Here is an 18,943-nt window from a genome sequence, read left to right as displayed (position 1 = left end):
TGGTGAGTGGCAGTGGCTGTCACGGCGTCCCCTTCGTTGGCATATGATGCTCATTGACCGCACCCGAGCGCGAGCCGGTTCTTTCCTTTTCCTTACGCTCTTGTTCGACAATATCGTCGTACCAGAGACGGTGATGGTGCTTGGCCCAGGCTCGGCTTACGCGCCCCTGAGTCATCGCCCGGAAAGAGCCTTTTACCCAGATCGCCGAGTAAACATGGATGATCAGAGTAATAATCGCGATAAAGGCGACATAGGCGTGTACCAGACTGGAGAGTCGCAGCCATTCACGAGGGAAGTACTCTGCGAAATAAGGGCGCCAGATGACTATGCCTGAAATCAGCAGCAGCGGCACACTCATAACCATCAACCAGTACACCAGTTTCTGGCCAGGATTGTTAATGCCAATGGGTGGCGCCAGCTCGTCCCGGTTACTAAGTACATCACCAATGTGCTTCATCCATTCAACGTCATGACGCTTGAACAAGTTGACCTTGAAAAAGCGTATAGCCATGACCACAAAACAGAGTGCCATGATCACCCCAATGAAGGGATGAACCATGCGCGTTACTGTCGGACCGCCAAATAAGGCGGTCAGGTCAAAAAAGAAGGGATGAAAGAACGCCAGCCCACTGAGCACTAGGCATACGAATGTAATCGCGATGACCCAATGGTTCAAACGGCTGAACGTGCTGTACCGCAGAATGCCTTTTTCGTTGCTCGAAGGGGTCATTTGCGATCCTCCTCTAGGGCCTCATGACGGATCTCCTCATCCGGCGTATCTTCTGGCTCTTCTTTGGGCCCCTTCATGACGTAGTGAGCAAATCCAGCCAGGGCTGTCAGACCAATCATGGCGGACATGATGGGCTTGGTAATCCCTTTCCACAGGCCAACCATCGGGCTGATCTGCGGGTCGCGAGGCAAATTGCTGTAGAGCTCCGGCTTGTCGGCATGCTGGAGAACATACATCACATGTGTACCACCCACGCCAGGCGGATCGTAAAGACCTGCATTGGCATAGCCGCGATCGTTGAGCTGTCCTACCCGCGTCAGCGCATGCTCGGTCATGTCTTCCTTGGTACCAAACATGATCGCACCCGTCGGGCAGGTCTTCACGCAGGCGGGCTCCAGACCATGATAAACACGGTCTGAACATAGCGTGCATTTGTAGGCCTTTTGATCCTTCTTGGAGATGCGTGGAATATTGAACGGGCATCCGGAAATACAATAGCCGCAACCAATACAATGCTCAGAGTTAAAGTCCACGATGCCATTAGCATATTGCACGATAGCCCCTGGAGCCGGGCATGCCTTCATACAGCCCGGCTCCGCACAATGCATACAGTTGTCCTTGCGGATCAACCATTCCAGATTGCCTTGCTCGTTTACATATTCATTGAAACGCATCAACTGGAATGTCTCGGCACTCAAATCCGCAGGGTTTGTATAGCTCCCATCACAGTGCCCTACTTCATCACGAAGATCATTCCACTCAGAACATGCTACCTGGCAAGCTTTACACCCAATGCAACGAGAAACGTCGATCAGCTTAGCGACCTTCTCTACCCCGCCATCACGTGTGTGCGGCGAGGCTTCGGTGGTCGCGGACCGGGCGACGATGTTTTGAAAGTTGACTTGATCGCCTCTCATGATTATCGCGTCCTCATACCTTCTCGACGTTCACTAGGAACGACTTGAACTCAGGCGTCTGCGTGTTGGCATCGCCCACCACTGGAGTCAGGGTATTGGTCAGGAAACCTTTCCTGGCCACGCCTTTGAAGCCCCAGTGAATAGGAATACCGATCTGGTGCACCGTACGACCTTCCACCTGTAGCTTGTGGATGCGCTTGGTTACCACCGCAATGGCACGGATAAAGCCACGCTTTGACGTGACCTTTACCGTATCACCAGCCTTGATACCGAGTTCACCTGCCAGGTCTTCGCCAATCTCCACAAACTTCTCCGGCTGCGCGATGGCATTGAGCCGTGCATGAGTGGTCCAGAAGTGGAAATGCTCAGTAATCCGGTAAGTTGTCGCGGCGTAAGGGAAGTCCTTGCTAGTGCCCAATTGCTCACGATCTTTTACAAAGATCCGGGCAGCAGGGTTGTTCTTGGCTGCAGGGTTATCAGGATGCATCGGGTTGTAATCGAGCGGCGACTCGAAAGGCTCGTAATGCTCGGGGAACGGCCCCTCCGCCATCATGCTGCCACCAAAGAAATGCGCAACGCCTTCTTGGTTGAGAATGAACGGACTGGCACCAGCCTCCGGCGGCGATGTCCACGGGAAGTCAGGAATGTCCGGTCCTGCCCATCGCTCGCCATTCCACCAGATCAACCGCTTTTCAGGTGCCCAAGAGGTTCCATCGGGACGGGCACTGGCACGGTTATACAGGATGCGTCGGTTAAGCGGCCATGCCCAAGCCCAGCCCAACGTAATCCCTACATTATAAGGATCGGAGTTGTCGCGGCGATCCATCATGTTCCCGGCTCGTGTCCAGGCCCCTGAATAGATCCAGCAGCCGCAGGCTGTACGACCATCATCCGTCAGATAACCAAAGTCATCCAGCAGATCGCCCTTCTTATGGGTAATGGTCTTGCCATCAGCGCTCGGCAGATCAGCCAATGCGCGACCGTTGTACTCCTGAGCAATATCCTCTGGATTAGGCTCCTCGGGATTGCTATAGGGCCAGGTCAGGTTGAGGATTGGATCAGGAAACGCTCCGCCCTCGTCACGGTACATCTGCTGCAGGCGATGGAAAATACCCGCCATGATGGCCACATCCGGACGCGCCTCACCAGGTGGTGGCGCTGCACGCCAGTGCCACTGCAGCCAGCGGCAGCTGTTGACGATTGCACCGTTTTCCTCGGCAAAACATGTAGTAGGCAGCCGGAAGACTTCAGTCTGGATCTTCGAGGAATCCACATCGTTGTACTCACCGTGATTCTTCCAGAATTCGGTGGTTTCGATATCCAGTGGGTCCATCACTACCAAGAACTTGAGTTTGGAAAGTGCCTCAACGTTCTTGTTTTTGTTGGGGAACGAAGCCAGGAAGTTGAAGCCTTGCGCCAGGTAGCCTGTTATCTCGCCATTGTGCATACGCTCAAGGGTATGCATAACGTCGTACAACGGCTCTGTAAGCTTTGGCAACCAGTCATAACACCAGTTGTTTTCTGCCGTAGCTGCATCGCCATACCATGACTTCATAAGGCTGACATGGAAGCGCTTGAAGTATTTCCAATAAGACACCTGCCCTGGACGTAACGGCTGCTTGGCACGCCGCTCGATATAACCGTCAAAATCCTGCTCTTCATGGGAAGGCAGACGGATATAGCCAGGAAGCTGGTTTGAGAGCAGGCCCAAATCAGTCAGGCCCTGAATGTTGGAATGCCCACGCAAGGCATTAACCCCACCACCCAGCATGCCGATGTTACCCAACAACAGTTGCACCATACTGCCGGCACGAATCATCTGCGCGCCAACAGAATGCTGTGTCCAGCCCAGCGCGTAGAGAATGGTCATGGTTTTGTTTTCGGCAGCCGTCTCGGCAATCATGTCCCAGACTTTCTGGACTTGATCACGCGGCATACCGCAAACGCTTTCAACCTTCTCGATGGTGTAGCGGCTGTAGTGCTTACGCATCAGCTGATAAACGCAGCGGGGATGCTGTAGGGTTGGGTCCTCCTTCACCATACCGTTTTCATCGAACTCGTAACTCCAGCTCGACTTGTCATAAGCACGGATATCGTCCTGCTTATAGCCGGAGAACAAGCCGTCATGAAAGTCGAAATCCTCTTTTACGATGATCGCGACATCGGTATAGGCCTTTACGTACTCATGGTTGATCTGGTCGGTAGTCAACAGATAGTTGATCAGACCGCCCAACCACACGATGTCAGTGCCTGTCCGAATGGAGGCATGGTAATCCGCCACGGCGCCCGTACGGGTGAAGCGCGGATCGATTGAAATGAGTTTGGCGTTGTTCTTTTCCTTTGCCTCGATTACCCAGCGAAAGCCTACAGGATGCGCCTCAGCCGAGTTACCGCCCATGGAAAGGATCAGATTGGCATTGCGGATATCAGTCCAAGAATTCGTCATCGCACCGCGACCGTATGTTGGGGCAAGACCTGCCACCGTCGGTCCGTGTCAAACGCGTGCTTGGTTATCCATTACAACGACACCAAGGCTACGTGCGATTTTCTGAGTCAGGTAAGCCGTCTCATTCGAGGTGGCAGACGCTGCAAGAAAGCCTGTCGTAGTCCAATGGTTGACCAGATGACCATGCTGGTCACGGGTCACAAAGTTCTTATCGCGGTCATCCTTCAAATGACGCGCAATGCGGTCCAGCGCTTCATTCCAGCTGATACGCTTCCATTCATTAGAGCCCGGCTCGCGAACGGAGGGGTGGGAAAGACGGGACTCGCTTTTGACGAAGTCAAGCGCGCCAGCACCACGAGGACACAGAGAACCACGGCTTACCGGATGATCCGGATCGCCCTCGATGTGGTAAATGTCTTCAACAGTATTGATGCTGTTATCGCCTCGGCTATAAATCAGCATGCCGCATCCTACCGAACAGTAGGTGCAGGTATTACGGGTAACTTTGGCTGCAGTAAGTTTAAAATAACGGATGGACGCCATAGCAGGCTCGGGCGCAAAGCCCAGCATTGCCATACTCGACGTTGCCACCCCGGTCGCGCTTAATTTTAAGAAGTTTCTTCGCGATACACGGATCGACATGGGGGGTTACTCCAGGCACAACTTTCACGGATCACCCCTTCGTCCGCAAAACGATCCAAATTGTTCCCCAAAAAGTTCCAACTCCTTACGAAAGGTTACAAAAGGCAGCCTATACAAGAAATACTCTTCATCCGCTCTAGGACAAGCGTTACCGTAGCGAGAAGCATTTCGGTTTCCGAGACAGGCAAGCTCTATTAACGCTCACACGCGTTAATGCCGCACTCGATTGGTGCGCTCAACTGCACTAGCTGCCTCGGTAAGTAGAGTAACTGTAAGGCGAGACCAGTAAGGGCACATGATAATGGTCATCACTGTTGGCGATGCCAAAGCGCAATACGATCTCGTCCAGGAAAGCAGGTTCAGAGAATGCTATGCCTTTCTCACGGTAATAATCGCCTACCTTGAAAAGCAACTCATACACTCCAGGAACAAAGGCATCCCCTTCCAGTAACGGCTTTTCACAACGGCCATCACTATTGGTGCGGGTATGAGCGATACAGTTCGTTCGATCATCCACACGGTATAGCTCTAGGTAGATGTTTGTACCTGGGCACCCATGCGCAGTATCCAGAACGTGAGTAGTCAATCGGCCCATGGCCAGCCTCCTGGTAATGGTATTGGATCATATGCGTGCACACGATAAATCAGGGTAGAGCAATTTTCTGACCGGACGGGCAGGTTTTTTGCTACAGGAGCCTTAACCGTACCGCACGGTAACACGTTGGAAGACCCAGCTCTTTTTACTGGGGCAGCTCTGCTAAGGAACCTATTTGTGAATAGCGTCTATCCGCGGAACCTTATTGGCTATGGTCAGACCCCTCCTCATCCCCGCTGGCCAGATAATGCCCGTATCGCTCTGTCCTTTGTGCTTAATTATGAAGAAGGTGGAGAGCGATGCCTTCTTCATGGAGATAAGGAGTCCGAGGCATTTCTATCCGAAATGGTATCGGCACAGCCGCTTGTCGGGGTGCGTAATATGAGCATGGAGTCGCTCTATGAATATGGCAGCCGCTCAGGCGTATGGCGCATCCTTGAGCTGTTCAAACGCCATGGTATTCCGCTCACTATCTTTGCCGTAGCCATGGCTGCTCAACGCCACCCTGACGTTATCCGCACAATGATTGAGGCCGGACATGAGATCTGCAGTCACGGTTATCGCTGGATAGACTATCAATACATGGATGAAGCGGATGAACGTGAGCATATACAGAGAGCCATCAACCTGCTGACTGAGCTTACAGGCGAACGCCCGTTAGGCTGGTACACCGGGCGTACCAGCCCCAACACTCGCCGCTTAGTCATGGAGGAAGGTGGGTTTCTTTACGACTCGGATACTTACGACGATGACCTCCCCTACTGGGAACGATCTCCCTTAGGAAAACCGCATCTCGTTATCCCCTACACCCTCGATACCAACGACATGCGTTTTACGCAGGCACAGGGGTTTCATACGTCGGAACAATTCTTTCAGTACCTAAAGGATGCCTTCGATGTTCTCTATGAAGAAGGTGCCACCGCCCCCAAAATGCTTTCCATTGGGCTGCACTGCCGTCTTATAGGCCGCCCGGCGCGCCTGGCAGGCCTCAAGCGCTTTATCGAATATGCGCAAGGTCATCCGAATGTCTGGTTTGCACGTCGTGTTGATATTGCCCGACACTGGTATGAACACCATCCAATGGACCCGGCTGCATGAGCTACTTTCAAACCCTGACGCCCAGCACACTGGGCCACGCTGAATTCATTTTGGCATTTGGTGAAATCTACGAGTGCTCACCCTGGGTAGCCGAACGGGTATATACCCAGGGAATCGATACTGACATCGATCAGATCGAAAACCTTCATGCACGTATGAGCGCCGTCCTTCTGAAAGCCAGTCGCGAAGAGCAACAAGCACTCATCAACGCTCACCCTGACCTCGCTGGCAAGGCTGCACTCAAGGGTGAGCTGACCAGTGCAAGCAGTGCCGAACAGGCTGGAGCAGGATTGGATCACTGCACGCCGGAGGAGCTTGCGCGATTTACGGCCCTCAACGAGGCATACAAAGCCACGTTTGGCTTTCCGTTCATCATGGCCGTTAAGGGCAGCAATCGTCACCTGATTATTCAGGCATTCGAAGAGCGTATTCACCATACGCCTGAACAAGAATTTGCCTGCGCGCTTTCAGAGATCAACAAGATCGCCCTCTTTCGACTTCAGCAACTGTGAGTCATCCATGAAAAGAACCTACAACGCTCCGTTCGAGAAATACCTGAACCTGGCCGACGCTCGCCTTGGAACTCGAGTCATTCACGTCACTGATGATTGGTTCGCTGAAGCCAATCGAATGCTTCAACCTCATGAGCCGGAATGGAAGGAAGGCCTCTATGACGATAACGGCAAATGGATGGACGGCTGGGAATCGCGGCGTAAGCGCTTCGAGGGCTATGACCATGCCGTAATCCGTCTGGGTATCCCCGGCTCCATCAAGGGCATCGACATCGATACTCGCTATTTCACTGGAAATTATCCACCCTCTGCGTCTCTTGAAGCCTGCTTCTCCCCGCTTGGTGATCCAGACGCCAGCGCACAGTGGGTTGAAGTGCTGCCAGCCGTGGAGCTGCAGGGTAATAGTCATCACTACCACACCCTTGACGACGAACGTCCATGGACACACCTGCGTCTGAATATTTATCCGGACGGTGGCGTAGCTCGTCTACGCGTCTATGGCATTCCCCATCGTGATTGGTCTCAGCAAGACACGGCTGAATTGCTTGATCTCGCTGCTGCACTCAATGGCGGACGCGCGCTAGCATGCAATGACGAGCACTATGGCCGCATGAGTAATATTCTGAACCCTGGTCGGGCTGAAAATATGTCTGATGGCTGGGAAACCGCTCGCCGTCGCACACCAGGGAATGACTGGGTCATTGTCGCCCTTGGCCACCCTGGAGAAATCGAGCGCATCGTAGTCGATACACTGCACTTCAAGGGTAATTATCCAGACAGCTGCTCTATCCAGGCCGCCTATGTTCAAGGCGGTACTGACAATCAGATCGAAACCCAAAGCCTCTACTGGCGTGAGCTGCTGCCCTCGCAAAAGTTGCAGATGCATCAGGAACATGAATTTAACGAGGAGCTCAACTCACTGGGTCCGATTACCCATGTGCGCCTGAACATCTTTCCTGACGGCGGAGTCAGTCGCTTGCGCCTGTTTGGTCGAATAGCCAGGAAATGACTATGCGCCAGACACTCACACTGCATCCTCTTACCCAGGAAGCGTTTGCTCCATTCGGCGATGTGATCGAGACTGATGGACGTAACCATTACCTGATCAATAATGGCTCAACTCAGCGCTTTCACCGTTTGACCGATGTTGATACAGGGCCTGAAGACGGCAAAGCCATCATCAGCATCTTTCGCGCCCAAGCATTAGAACTACCTTTACGCATTTGTATGCTGGAACGTCATCCTTTAGGAAGCCAGGCGTTTGTTCCTCTCAAAGGTAAACCTTTTCTGGTTGTAGTCGCTCCCCCAGGCGAGACGCCCAGCCCCGAGGATGTCCAAGCCTTTATCACCAACGGTGAGCAAGGGATCAATTATCACCGCGGCGTCTGGCATCACCCTGTACTGGCACTCTCAGCCATTGATGACTTTCTGATCGTTGACCGAAGCGGGACAGGAAATAACTGTGATGAGCACTACTTTGCTGATGAAGTAGAACTCTGGCTAAAGCTAGACCGCTAATAGCAGCATTAGCCAGTCGATATATGCTCGGCTGGCTGTCATCCCGCAGACACCCAGCCTGGCTATACTGGCCACTTTTGCAAGTGATTGTGTTATGCAAAAACTTAAATGGATGCTGTTTGGCTCAGGACTTACGCTCGTGATACTGGGCCTCTTCCTATGGTTTGGCAAAGAACAGACACCTCCCATATCACATTCTCCACAAACGCATCAGCCTGCTGAAAACCCAGGCAGCATTTACGCTACAGCACAGCCGCAACGGCCAGCACCCGCCGGAACAGGCGAGTTTGCCCAGGTAGAACGTGTTATTCGCGAGCGCTGTACAGTCTGTCATTCCAACCGGCCGACCAGTCCTTTATTTAGCGAGGCCCCGGCTGCCGTTTTGCTGGACACGCCCGATCAGATTCGGCAAATGGCGCCCCGTATCAAGCAACAGGCCGTAGACTCAAGCGCTATGCCTTTAGGTAACGTCACCCAGATGACTCAAGCTGAGCGAGATTTGATAGGGCACTGGGTGTCTCGGCTTCACAGCGCCCGCTAAGGCCTTCAGACGTTTTCCAGGCCTCGACGCAACTGCTTCTTGAGTAGACGAGCGCTGTCCAGGCAAACCAGCAGTACGGCAATCCAAATAGGCCCATACGTCCAGAGCTGGGAAGAGACAAAGGCTTCGTCCAATAGCAAGATTGCAACAAAGACGAGCAAAGCGGGCTCGATGTAACTAAGGATACCGAACAGCCCCATCGGCAATAGCCGACTTGCAGCCATCATTGCGCCAAAGGCCACGGCGCTCAATAGCCCAAGACCAGGCAGCAGAATCCATAGGCTTGGCGCCAGTTGCAACGCTGATGCAGGGCTGAAAAGATAAAGCAGCACAATAGCTAAAGGCGCCATGCACAGCATTTCGAGGATAAAACCTGACAGCGCATCGATTTTCATCCAGCGCCTTAGCATGAAGTAAGGCGGATACCCAAGGGCCGACACCAGGGTAACCCAAGAGAAAGCACCTGTAGCCCACCACTCATGAATTACCCCTATCAAGGCGAACACAACGGCTACGCGATACAGGGGTCTCATTTCTTCGCCATAAAACATGCGGCCAACGATGACCATCACCAGAGGCAACAGAAAATAGCCCAGTGTTATATCCAGGGTATGACCCGTCATGGTTGCCCAGACAAACACACCCCATTGCGATCCAACCAGTAAGGTGCTGCCTATCAGGGCTAGAATCAGCCGAGGCTCACGAAGCAATCGAGCAAGAGCCTGTCGCAACATGGCGCCCTGCCGTGTCAGTACCAGAAGCAGCAACACCATGGGAATCGACCACAAGATACGCTGCGTCAAAACCTGCATACCGTCCAGTGGCTCCAAGTAATTGAAGTACACCGGCATCACGGCAAACAGTACGGAAGAAAGCACCGATAACGCCATACCCCGGCCAGACAAAGTCATGTGAATGTCCCGCGTCCCAAACGATTGATCATCAAAGAAGCCACGATAACCCCACCACCTAATAGCAGCCGAGCAAGATCTACGTCTCGGTTCCAGATAAGAATGTTAACGATTAGACCGGCAGGTACATGCAATTCGTTCAAAATTGCCAATGTGCCTCCGTTGACCCGGGTTGAGCCGATCGTCCACCAGTACATGCCCAGCGCAGTGGCAAACAATCCCATCCAGAACAATACGCCCCATTGCATAGCTGTTTGGGGCATTCGCCCCGGGTTGCCAAACAACAGGAATGAAGGCAGCGCAATCAACAAGGCACCTAGGAAAAAATGTCCAAATCGACGATACAAAGGAATATCGGAAGGATGTCGCTGTACCAGGCATTTACAGAGGACCTGTCCTGCTGCAAAGGTCAGGTTGGCTAACTGCAGCAATAGAAACCCAAGTAGATACTCGCCTTCGAGCCGCTCAAAGCGAATCACGATGGCACCTAGAACCGCGACCACGGCTGCGACTAACGACCAAGGATTGAAACGGCGAGATATTGCATCATCCAGTAGCGTCACATAAATCGGCGTAAGAACCGTGAAAAGCAATACTTCCGGTACCGTCAATACGGTAAAGCTGCGATACAGGCATAGGTAAGTAATACCGAACTGAAATGCGCCAGCCACCATTAACCCTGCAATAAACCGCGGCGAGACACCCCGCCATCGGGTAAAGGGCAGGAACACAATAGCAGCCAGTAGCACCCTGACCAGCACGGCAAAATCACTATCGACCTTGCCAGCCAGGTATTCTCCTATCAGGCTGAAGGAAAACGCCCAAAGTACTGTGACAGACAAGAGATACGGCATAACGACGACTCAACAAAAGGTGCTCGACAGTAGCGCGCTTTTCGGCACCCGAAAAGTCTTTCATCCGCCTTATCGCGATATACGAAGTGCTAAGCGCCATCAAAACCCAAACGAAAAAAGCCTCCCAAAGGAGGCTCAATACAAAGCAACACGTTCCAACTCAGATGGCTTCAGCCAACTGAGCCTTTGCCAGCTCCAATCCTTTGGTCATGGCTTCTGGTCCCATAGCAACGCCTTCCACATGAATGAAGGACACGTCGGTAATACCAATGAAGCCCAGCACTTGGCGTAAGTAAGGCTCTTGGTGATCAAAGGTATTGGCAGGGCTTCCAGTGTAAACACCACCGCGTGCCGTCAGAATATACGCTCGCTTACCTGTGAGAAGCCCCTGGGGACCTTGCTCGGTATACTTGAACGTAACGCCTGCGCGTAACACATGGTCCAGCCAGGCTTTCAATGTGCTTGGGATAGCAAAGTTGTACATTGGTGCGGCCAGTACGAGAACATCGGCTGCCAGCAGCTCTTGGGTCAGCTCGTTAGAACGCGCCAGTGCTGACTTCTGTGCCTCGGAATGCGTCTCGGCTGGGCTCATCCAACCGGCTAGAAGGTTTTCATCCAGGTGAGGAACAACATCAACGGCAACATCGCGTACCGATATCTTGTCTTCTGGATGTTTATGCTGCCACGCTTCAATGAACTCAGCGGTAATCTGGCGAGAAATCGAACCTTCTTTACGAGCACTGCTTTCAATCACGAGAACTTGAGACATTATGCTGGCTTCCTTTGTAGTGGGAGAATGCATACAGCTTAATAACAAGTCAGTCGATATAAAAACGGAATTTATAGCTAGTCATGATCAACTATATTGATAGAACAGACGCTTTATCGTAGCGTTGCTACTGGCCGATTTGCTAAGGAATAGTTATGAAGGCTCCCCGAGTTACGCTGGATCAGTGGCGCACCCTCCAGTCAGTAGTCGATCACGGTGGTTTCGCACAAGCTGCAGAAGCGTTGCATCGCTCTCAATCATCTATCAGCTATACCGTAGCGCGTATGCAGGAGCAGCTAGGAGTTCCATTGCTTCGCATTGAAGGTCGCAAGGCTGTCCTGACCGAAGCCGGAGATGTCTTGCTACGACGCTCACGCCAGCTGGTCAAGCAAGCCAGCCAACTGGAAGAGCTTGCTCATCATATGGAGCAAGGCTGGGAAGCAGAGGTGCGGCTGGTTGTCGACGCAGCCTACCCTACCGCCAGGCTGGTCAGCGCACTGACTGAGTTCATGCCGCAAAGTCGTGGCTGCAGAGTACGCTTGCGGGAAGAAGTTCTCTCCGGCGTAGAGGAAGCTCTGCTTGAAGGCAAGGCCGACCTTGCTATCAGCGGCCTAAATATCGCAGCCCATCTTGGTGCCGGTCTGGGTACAGTCGAGTTTATTGCGGTCGCTCATCCCGACCACCCCCTGCACCGATTACAGCGTGAACTGACCTTTCAGGATCTTGAGGCTCAGATGCAAATCGTCATTCGAGACTCTGGACGTACCCAGCCTAGGGACGCCGGCTGGCTGGGAGCGGAGCAGCGTTGGACGGTCGGGAGCCTTGCAACCGCTGCCACATTTGTTCGTAACGGTCTGGGTTTCGCCTGGCTACCACGTCACACTATTGAGCGTGAAATCAATGAGGGCACATTGAAGCCCTTATCACTTACTCAAGGAGGCAACCGCTTCCACCCTTTCTATATGTATCAGAGTCGAGAACGCTCGCTAGGCCCTGCTTCCCAAATTTTGGTCGAACTCATCAAAAAACAAGGTACAGGGCAAGGTCAATCTTGATGAGCGCCCAAGCATTATCACGCTACGCTAATTAGCAAGCCACTCACCTATAAGGAATACCCATGCTTAAAGCTTTCTTTACTGCTGCCACCCTTTTACTTGCATCCTCTGCCTGGGCCGCTGAAAACCCTCATGTGGTGCTTACAACCAACCAAGGCGAAATCGAGCTGGAGCTGGATGCTCAGAAAGCACCGGTTAGCGTACAAAACTTTCTTTCCTATATAGATTCAGGCTTTTATAACGGCACCATTTTCCATCGTGTCATTCCGGGCTTCATGATTCAGGGCGGTGGTTTCACTCAGGACATGCAGCAGAAAGATACGCAAGCACCTATCCGCAACGAAGCGGATAATGACCTAAAAAACACTCGCGGCACCGTCTCAATGGCACGTACTGCGGCCGTCAACTCAGCCACCAGCCAGTTCTTCGTCAATGTTGCAGATAATGCCTTTCTTGATCATGGCCAACGCGATTTTGGCTATGCAGTATTTGGAAAAGTGACGCGTGGTATGGATGTAGTAGACAAGATTGCCGGCGTATCGACTGTCAACAAAGGCATGCTCCAAAACGTTCCGCGCGAACCGATTCTGATCCTTGCGGCCAAAAGATCGTAAGCCTGCTTTCAATTAAGGCAGCGTGACATACGCCCTCCAGGCGAATCGTCGCGCGCCTTGCTAAAACAGGCTTGAAACAGTGCGGCTTCCCGCAAACACTGAACGGCAACGAGAGCGCATATGGTTTTTCGCCTGTTTGAAAATGTCATCGACCCCTTCAAGCCAACGTCCGATGAAACCCCGCCCAGTAACGTAACGCAATTTTATATTCACTACCTTAAGCAGGTCTGGCCTGCTTTTCTCTTTCTATTAGTAGTAGGCCTCATCGGCTCGCTTATTGAAGTGGCACTATTCAGCTTTCTAGGGCGAATCGTTGACATGGCCCAAGGCTCTGCCAACAGCACAGTCTTTTTTCAGGAGCATGGCTCAGAGCTTATCTGGATGGCGGTCGTTACATTACTGCTACGGCCAATCTTTATCAGCCTGCATGACCTGCTGGTCCACCAGACTATTACACCGAGTTTGACAACACTGATTCGCTGGCAAAACCATCGTTATGTACTGAAGCAGAGCCTTAGCTTCTTCCACAACGATTTTGCAGGTCGTATTGCCAACCGCATTATGCAAACAGGAGCCTCACTACGGGAATCGGCTGTTCAGGCAGTCGATGCTATCTGGCATGTATTGATCTATGCCGGCAGTGCTCTGTTTCTTTTTGCCCAGGCTGACGCCTGGCTTATGGTGCCTCTAATTCTTTGGATTATTGCGTACATCATTACCCTCTGGTACTTCGTACCGAAGACCAAAGAGCGATCCGTTATTTCATCAGAAGCGCGCTCAAAGCTATCTGGACGAATCGTTGATGGCTACACAAACATCCTGACGCTCAAGCTCTTTGCGCATACCCGACAAGAGGAGGACTATGCACGTGAAGCCATGGCAGAACAGACAGACAAAGCCCGCTATGCGTCCCGCCTGATTACAGCCATGGGCGTCACTATTTCCTTGCTAAATGGGTTGCTGATTGCAGGTACGACAGGCCTTGCTCTATGGCTCTGGCACAAAGGGCTTATTTCAGTTGGAGCAATTGCACTTTCCACAGGCCTGGTTATCCGCATCAACAACATGTCTGGCTGGATCATGTGGGTGATAAACGGCATCTTCGAAAATATAGGCATGGTCCAGGATGGGCTGGAAACAATTTCTCGGCCTCGTACTGTCATTGACCCCAATAACGCCCAACCCCTCAAGATTGAACAAGGCGGTATTCATTTTCAAAACGTTGCTTTTCACTATGGTAAAAGCCGTGGTGTTATTGAAGACCTTAATCTGGAAGTAAAACCTGGAGAGAAAATAGGCTTGGTTGGACCTTCTGGCGCGGGAAAATCCACGTTGGTCAATGTTCTTCTTCGTCTATATGACTTAGAGAAGGGGCAAATCCTGATAGATGGACAAGATATTGCTCAGATCACTCAAGAAAGTCTGCGCAGTAATATTGGCGTTGTCACCCAAGATACGTCACTGCTTCATCGCTCGATTCGCGAGAACTTGACCTATGGCCGCCCAAACGCAACGGATGAGGAAATTCAGGCAGCAGTGCATAGGGCCAGAGCAGACGAATTCATCCCATTGCTAACCGATGCTCAAGGGCGAACGGGATTCGATGCTCAAGTAGGAGAGCGTGGAGTCAAGTTATCCGGCGGACAACGCCAGCGCATCGCCATTGCGCGTACCTTACTTAGAGACGCCCCTATTCTTCTCTTGGACGAAGCGACATCAGCTCTAGATTCAGAGGTCGAGGCTGCTATTCAGGAAAGCCTCGAAATACTCATGCAAGGCAAAACGGTGATAGCTATTGCCCACCGCCTTTCTACCATTGCACGCATGGACCGACTCGTAGTCATGGACAAGGGCCGGATTGTCGAAACCGGCACCCACGAAGAGTTAATTGCTAGCGGGGGGCTTTATGCCCGCCTGTGGCAACACCAGACAGGCGGCTTCGTAGGAGAAAGCTGACTACTTCAATGAGGCTGTTTGACAATACTGATCAAGCAGTCTCTTCTGGTTTTCAGTATCCAGCCCAGGATAGAAACCATTGATCTTCTCAAAGCCACCAAACCACCATTGCCTATCAGTCACGCACTCATACACAGGACATTGCTCGCTGCGGGCAGCACAGTCTTGGTAATACGTGAGCATCTGGCTTTTGTCAGCAGTACCTTGAAAGCTTCCCTTTCGATCTTTTAGGGAAAAGAAATCGATGAATGCAGGACCCCTGTAGTGCCTGACTTGCACCTCAAGAGCTGAAGGATAGAAAATTACCAGCAAAACGTTGAAGAGCAGCCATATGATTAATGCTGTGACAGGCACAGGCAATCGCGTGCGATAACGCCCACCCGCCTTTATAAAGGCGGCAGTAACAGCAGTAGTAAGTGCCAATGCAAAGAGCAAGGACGTCAGGCCATTAATGACATATCCGCGTATACCTGTCTCTAACCCATTAGGCAGCAATACGGAGTCATATCCAATGTGGATCAGTCCCCACCCAAGCTGATTGCCGAGAACTGCTAGTAGTACAAGTACTGCAGCAAATGAAATAAGTACCCAGAATGTGGGCTTGGTTGGCGACTGCATTGATACGCTTTTTACCACGGGAACCCTCTTACATAATTAAAGATGTGAGCCTACCCTGCTTGCTCTCACCACACAGCAATTTTAAAGAAGTCATACCGGCTTCGAATATCTATCAATAGGCATCCTCTCACATTTTGCCCTCTTTCTAGCCACATCACTACAGCGCTCGTATTCGTCTAAGATGAACCAATAACGCCTAAGCACACCTTTCCATATACGCAGTCAGTCGGCGAAGTGGGATATAAAGTGTGAGAAGTCGAAAAAATTATGACGAAACTGTTAAACTCCGCGCCCATCAGAACCGCATGTCGCGGTAGTTCGAGCTGATTACGTGGAAATTTTTAAAGAATTCACCTTCGAAGCGGCCCATTTCCTACCTAATGTTCCAGAGGGACATAAGTGTGGGCGCCTGCATGGGCACTCCTTCAAAGTAGCTATCTACCTTGAGGGGCCCGTCGACCCCCACACGGGATGGCTACGGGATTTCGCTGATATTAAAGCAATCTTCAAGCCTATCTATGAGAGGCTCGATCATTACTATCTGAACGATATTCAAGGCTTAGAGAACCCAACCAGTGAAAACTTGGCAATCTGGATTTGGCGTGAGCTGAAAACACAATTACCCGAACTCTCTCGGGTCCGTGTTCACGAGACCTGCACCAGCGGCTGCGAATACCGCGGCGACTGAATATTACCCATTTATTACACAAGGGGTCAGTTGTCTGGCTGCTTTCTGACATAATTGCTGCCTTTCAACTGTCGATGAAACGATATGTTCGATCTCTTCAGCGGGCTGGATGTCTGGGTAGGCATCAGTCTGGTTCTTGCCCTGGCTTTCGTGCTGACATTTGAATTTATTAACGGCTTCCATGACACCGCGAACGCGGTCGCGACGGTTATTTACACAAAAGCAATGCCGCCTCACTTGGCGGTTATGTTTTCAGGCATATTTAATTTCTTAGGCGTTCTATTTGGTGGTGTAGGTGTAGCCTACGCCATTGTTCACCTTTTGCCTGTTGACCTGCTTATTAACGTAAATACGGGTCATGGCCTTGCCATGGTCTTTTCACTTTTAGCTGCCGCCATTACCTGGAACCTAGGCACATGGTATTTCGGCATACCAGCTTCCAGTTCTCATACGTTGATAGGTTCCATTCTAGGCGTCGGCCTTGCTAATTCATTTATTACCGGCATTCCCTTAAGTGAAGGTGTTAACTGGCAAAAAGTGATCGATATCGGTCTATCGCTGATCGCCTCACCTATCGCAGGCTTCGTACTAGCGGGTGCTATCCTCATAGGCCTTAAGCGTTGGCGCCCTCGCTCCAAGATGCACAAGACGCCTGAGCAACGTCGTGAAATGGATGCGAAAAAGCATCCGCCTTTCTGGAACCGCTTGATGCTAGTGATTTCAGCTATGGGCATGAGCTTTGTCCATGGCTCTAATGATGGCCAAAAAGGCATAGGCCTTATCATGCTGGTGCTAATTGGCATTGTGCCTGGTAAATTTGTACTGGACCTTACCAGCACTACTTATCAAATTGAGCGCACTCGTGATGCTGCCATTCATCTCGGTCAATTTTATGAACGTCAATCAACCGTACTGAAAGAATATCTGGATTACACAACAGGCAACCGTGACCTTCCTGAAGAGTTCAGTTGTGAAACCAGACTTACAATCCCTACCCTAAATGCATTGTTAAGCAATCTAAATGGCGTAACTGACTATCGCACCATGACGGTAGATCAACGGACTCAAGTACGTCGATATTTACTTTGCCTAGATGACTCTGCAAAAAAGATCAGCAAGCTTCCTGTGCTAGAAAGCCGTGATGTTGAAGATCTAAATCGACTGCGCAAGGACCTGACCAGCACGACAGAATATGCTCCCTTCTGGGTAATTATTGCAGTAGCGTTGGCCTTGGGCATTGGAACTATGGTGGGCTGGAAACGTGTTGTCTTGACTGTAGGTGAAAAAATAGGCCGCCAAGGCATGACATATGCCCAAGGCGTTAGCGCGCAATTTACTGCTGTGCTTGCCATTGGCGCCGCCAATGTTTATAGCCTTCCCGTATCTACGACACACGTTTTGTCGTCCGGTGTAGCAGGCACAATGATTGCCAACCGCAGCGGCCTTCAAGGCGGAACTGTACGCAACATCCTTTTGGCTTGGATCTTGACCTTGCCTGCCTCAATGTTCCTCTCAGCCGCTCTTTTCTGGTTATCCAATCAATTTATTGGTTAAGAAGTTGATGCCCTAGCTGACTAGCTGTACTTTAGCTAGTCAGCTAGGGCAAACGACTGCTCGTCGAATTCCCATAGAAGATTTAAACATCTCTTGCTTTAACAGGTCTCTATAGATATAGCCCCTTAGGGGATATCAATAGTTTAAGCAGTATGGTGACGCTATGAGCCCAGCAGCCTATATAGTGTTATTAATTATCGGATGGTTTGCGCTAGCCGGTACGATGTTATGGGCGATGCTTAGAATAAGTCGATCTCCACGCCATCATAAACATCTGCATACAGAACTGGATAAGCCGAAGACGATTGAGCCTACAGGCTCAAAACCGCCCCAGCATCTTCTGAATCTATCCCCAAAAGCCCGCTCCTTTCATGCATGAGCTAATAAAAAACCGACTTCTGAGTCGGTTTTTTATTAGCTCATAGCTTTTATAGCGAACTGATTAACAAAGGTACTATGTCTGCCTTACTATCAAACTCTCTTTCGATCATCCCTTTTAAAGTGATTAAAGAGTCTTGAGACACAGGCTTTTCAAAGATTTTGACATGAGAGGTGACAAGTCCATTTAGCCAACCTGTTAGTTGCTCAGCAACTGCCTCTTTTGAATCCCCTTTTACTTGGAAAGCAAAGCCAGGAACTTCTCCCACAACAAAGCCGGAGCCAATAGCTGCAAACATAAAATCACCTTGTGTAGTGCTTGATATCTAGTTGAGTAGCTAAACTCACAGGAGTTCGTTGCGTTCTATCGGGAAACCTCAAAGGTTTCAGCTCCAAGCCCTATAGTCGCTTTTACTAAGCCAGGCGGAGAGACTAGTGGTAGCGAATAAGCAGCTGCCCACGGCCTTTTCATGCGCGCAAAGCAAAACCCCCGGGCCTGTTGGCCTGAGGGTTTTGGGTATAGGTGCTTGACGATGAAAAGGGATCA

18 protein-coding genes and 1 pseudogene are annotated in these 18,943 nt (G+C 51.2%); 10 read left to right on the top strand and 9 right to left on the bottom strand.

Features of this window, described 5'->3' with window-relative positions; translation table 11 throughout:
* Positions 1-19 precede the first annotated feature (19 nt).
* The 4 genes from IEX86_RS04015 to uraH all read right to left on the bottom strand — a co-directional run bounded on the left by IEX86_RS04015 (position 20) and on the right by uraH (position 5,330).
* On the bottom strand, positions 20-730 hold the full coding sequence (locus tag IEX86_RS04015; protein ID WP_188864807.1) for a formate dehydrogenase subunit gamma: 711 nt from the start codon (positions 728-730) through the stop codon (positions 20-22).
* Positions 727-1,647, bottom strand: coding sequence for a formate dehydrogenase subunit beta (gene fdxH, locus IEX86_RS04010; protein ID WP_150347315.1), 921 nt, complete (start codon positions 1,645-1,647; stop codon positions 727-729). Before fdxH ends, IEX86_RS04015 begins: the two co-directional genes overlap by 4 nt.
* Before the next feature lie 13 nt (positions 1,648-1,660).
* Entirely contained in the window at positions 1,661-4,729 is a 3,069-nt protein-coding gene (gene fdnG, locus IEX86_RS04005) for a formate dehydrogenase-N subunit alpha (protein WP_188865315.1), read from the bottom strand.
* Positions 4,730-4,979: 250 nt separating this feature from the next.
* On the bottom strand, positions 4,980-5,330 hold the full coding sequence (gene uraH / locus IEX86_RS04000) for a hydroxyisourate hydrolase (RefSeq protein ID WP_188864806.1): 351 nt from the start codon (positions 5,328-5,330) through the stop codon (positions 4,980-4,982).
* Positions 5,331-5,507: 177 nt separating this feature from the next.
* Here uraH and puuE point away from each other — a divergent pair, with 177 nt between their 5' ends.
* The 5 genes and pseudogenes from puuE to IEX86_RS24940 all read left to right on the top strand — a co-directional run.
* Positions 5,508-6,428 (top strand): allantoinase PuuE, encoded by a 921-nt coding sequence (gene puuE / locus IEX86_RS03995; protein WP_188864805.1) that lies wholly within the window; start codon positions 5,508-5,510, stop codon positions 6,426-6,428.
* Positions 6,425-6,940, top strand: a complete 516-nt coding sequence (gene uraD, locus IEX86_RS03990; RefSeq protein ID WP_188864804.1) for a 2-oxo-4-hydroxy-4-carboxy-5-ureidoimidazoline decarboxylase — start codon at positions 6,425-6,427, stop codon at positions 6,938-6,940. Before puuE ends, uraD begins: the two co-directional genes overlap by 4 nt.
* A 7-nt stretch (positions 6,941-6,947) precedes the next feature.
* Complete coding sequence (gene alc, locus IEX86_RS03985) at positions 6,948-7,949, top strand: allantoicase (protein ID WP_188864803.1); 1,002 nt, start codon at positions 6,948-6,950, stop codon at positions 7,947-7,949.
* 2 nt (positions 7,950-7,951) lie between these two features.
* Positions 7,952-8,458: an ureidoglycolate lyase gene (locus IEX86_RS03980; protein ID WP_188864802.1), complete on the top strand. Its 507-nt coding sequence runs from the start codon at positions 7,952-7,954 to the stop codon at positions 8,456-8,458.
* Positions 8,459-8,720: 262 nt separating this feature from the next.
* Positions 8,721-8,999 (top strand): annotated as a pseudogene (locus IEX86_RS24940) (urate hydroxylase PuuD); the annotation flags it as partial.
* 5 nt (positions 9,000-9,004) lie between these two features.
* On the opposite strand, the gene rarD reads toward IEX86_RS24940, so the two are convergent.
* From rarD to IEX86_RS03960, 3 genes are all read right to left on the bottom strand, one after another.
* Positions 9,005-9,910 (bottom strand): EamA family transporter RarD, encoded by a 906-nt coding sequence (rarD, locus tag IEX86_RS03970; protein ID WP_188864800.1) that lies wholly within the window; start codon positions 9,908-9,910, stop codon positions 9,005-9,007.
* On the bottom strand, positions 9,907-10,764 hold the full coding sequence (locus IEX86_RS03965) for a carboxylate/amino acid/amine transporter (RefSeq protein WP_188864799.1): 858 nt from the start codon (positions 10,762-10,764) through the stop codon (positions 9,907-9,909). Before IEX86_RS03965 ends, rarD begins: the two co-directional genes overlap by 4 nt.
* Before the next feature lie 160 nt (positions 10,765-10,924).
* The gene (locus tag IEX86_RS03960) at positions 10,925-11,533 is read right to left on the bottom strand and encodes an FMN-dependent NADH-azoreductase (protein WP_188864798.1); all 609 of its coding nucleotides are present in this window, start codon (positions 11,531-11,533) and stop codon (positions 10,925-10,927) included.
* A gap of 155 nt (positions 11,534-11,688) precedes the next feature.
* On the opposite strand from IEX86_RS03960, the gene IEX86_RS03955 reads away from it, so the two are divergent.
* The 3 genes from IEX86_RS03955 (at position 11,689) to IEX86_RS03945 (ending at position 15,158) form a co-directional block, all read left to right on the top strand.
* Positions 11,689-12,588: a PA3225 family LysR-type transcriptional regulator gene (locus tag IEX86_RS03955; RefSeq protein ID WP_188864797.1), complete on the top strand. Its 900-nt coding sequence runs from the start codon at positions 11,689-11,691 to the stop codon at positions 12,586-12,588.
* A gap of 62 nt (positions 12,589-12,650) precedes the next feature.
* The gene (locus IEX86_RS03950; protein ID WP_188864796.1) at positions 12,651-13,202 is read left to right on the top strand and encodes a peptidylprolyl isomerase; all 552 of its coding nucleotides are present in this window, start codon (positions 12,651-12,653) and stop codon (positions 13,200-13,202) included.
* 120 nt (positions 13,203-13,322) lie between these two features.
* The gene (locus tag IEX86_RS03945) at positions 13,323-15,158 is read left to right on the top strand and encodes an ABC transporter ATP-binding protein (RefSeq protein WP_188864795.1); all 1,836 of its coding nucleotides are present in this window, start codon (positions 13,323-13,325) and stop codon (positions 15,156-15,158) included.
* On the opposite strand, the gene IEX86_RS03940 is transcribed toward IEX86_RS03945, so the two are convergent.
* Positions 15,159-15,776 carry a hypothetical protein gene (locus IEX86_RS03940; RefSeq protein ID WP_229685248.1) on the bottom strand — a complete coding sequence of 206 codons (618 nt, stop codon included), beginning with the start codon at positions 15,774-15,776 and terminating at the stop codon, positions 15,159-15,161.
* Positions 15,777-16,107: 331 nt separating this feature from the next.
* Here IEX86_RS03940 and queD point away from each other — a divergent pair, with 331 nt between their 5' ends.
* The gene (gene queD / locus IEX86_RS03935; RefSeq protein ID WP_188864793.1) at positions 16,108-16,464 is read left to right on the top strand and encodes a 6-carboxytetrahydropterin synthase QueD; all 357 of its coding nucleotides are present in this window, start codon (positions 16,108-16,110) and stop codon (positions 16,462-16,464) included.
* A gap of 84 nt (positions 16,465-16,548) precedes the next feature.
* A complete protein-coding gene (locus IEX86_RS03930; protein WP_188864792.1) occupies positions 16,549-18,018 on the top strand; it encodes an inorganic phosphate transporter in 1,470 nt (489 codons plus the stop codon).
* Between the two features lie 428 nt (positions 18,019-18,446).
* Here the strand turns inward: IEX86_RS03930 and IEX86_RS03925 are convergent, their stop codons facing one another.
* Positions 18,447-18,695, bottom strand: coding sequence for a hypothetical protein (locus IEX86_RS03925; RefSeq protein ID WP_188864791.1), 249 nt, complete (start codon positions 18,693-18,695; stop codon positions 18,447-18,449).
* Positions 18,696-18,943 lie beyond the last annotated feature (248 nt).

Source organism: Pseudomonas asuensis (assembly GCF_014646755.1).
In the GTDB taxonomy this organism is placed as follows: domain Bacteria; phylum Pseudomonadota; class Gammaproteobacteria; order Pseudomonadales; family Pseudomonadaceae; genus Chryseomonas; species Chryseomonas asuensis.
This window is presented reverse-complemented; position numbering and strand designations above follow the sequence as displayed.

Bases quoted from the DNA above. Each gene is read 5' to 3' on its own strand.
- IEX86_RS03955 (WP_188864797.1), top strand. From the start codon at position 11,689: ATGAAGGCTCCCCGAGTTACGCTGGATCAGTGGCGCACCCTCCAGTCA.
- IEX86_RS03925 (WP_188864791.1), bottom strand. From the start codon at position 18,695: ATGTTTGCAGCTATTGGCTCCGGCTTTGTTGTGGGAGAAGTTCCTGGC.
- IEX86_RS03940 (WP_229685248.1), bottom strand. From the start codon at position 15,776: ATGCAGTCGCCAACCAAGCCCACATTCTGGGTACTTATTTCATTTGCT.
- IEX86_RS03980 (WP_188864802.1), top strand. From the start codon at position 7,952: ATGCGCCAGACACTCACACTGCATCCTCTTACCCAGGAAGCGTTTGCT.
- uraD (WP_188864804.1), top strand. From the start codon at position 6,425: ATGAGCTACTTTCAAACCCTGACGCCCAGCACACTGGGCCACGCTGAA.
- alc (WP_188864803.1), top strand. From the start codon at position 6,948: ATGAAAAGAACCTACAACGCTCCGTTCGAGAAATACCTGAACCTGGCC.
- IEX86_RS03945 (WP_188864795.1), top strand. From the start codon at position 13,323: ATGGTTTTTCGCCTGTTTGAAAATGTCATCGACCCCTTCAAGCCAACG.
- IEX86_RS03930 (WP_188864792.1), top strand. From the start codon at position 16,549: ATGTTCGATCTCTTCAGCGGGCTGGATGTCTGGGTAGGCATCAGTCTG.
- rarD (WP_188864800.1), bottom strand. From the start codon at position 9,910: ATGACTTTGTCTGGCCGGGGTATGGCGTTATCGGTGCTTTCTTCCGTA.
- IEX86_RS03960 (WP_188864798.1), bottom strand. From the start codon at position 11,533: ATGTCTCAAGTTCTCGTGATTGAAAGCAGTGCTCGTAAAGAAGGTTCG.
- IEX86_RS03965 (WP_188864799.1), bottom strand. From the start codon at position 10,764: ATGCCGTATCTCTTGTCTGTCACAGTACTTTGGGCGTTTTCCTTCAGC.
- fdxH (WP_150347315.1), bottom strand. From the start codon at position 1,647: ATGAGAGGCGATCAAGTCAACTTTCAAAACATCGTCGCCCGGTCCGCG.
- IEX86_RS04015 (WP_188864807.1), bottom strand. From the start codon at position 730: ATGACCCCTTCGAGCAACGAAAAAGGCATTCTGCGGTACAGCACGTTC.
- uraH (WP_188864806.1), bottom strand. From the start codon at position 5,330: ATGGGCCGATTGACTACTCACGTTCTGGATACTGCGCATGGGTGCCCA.
- IEX86_RS03950 (WP_188864796.1), top strand. From the start codon at position 12,651: ATGCTTAAAGCTTTCTTTACTGCTGCCACCCTTTTACTTGCATCCTCT.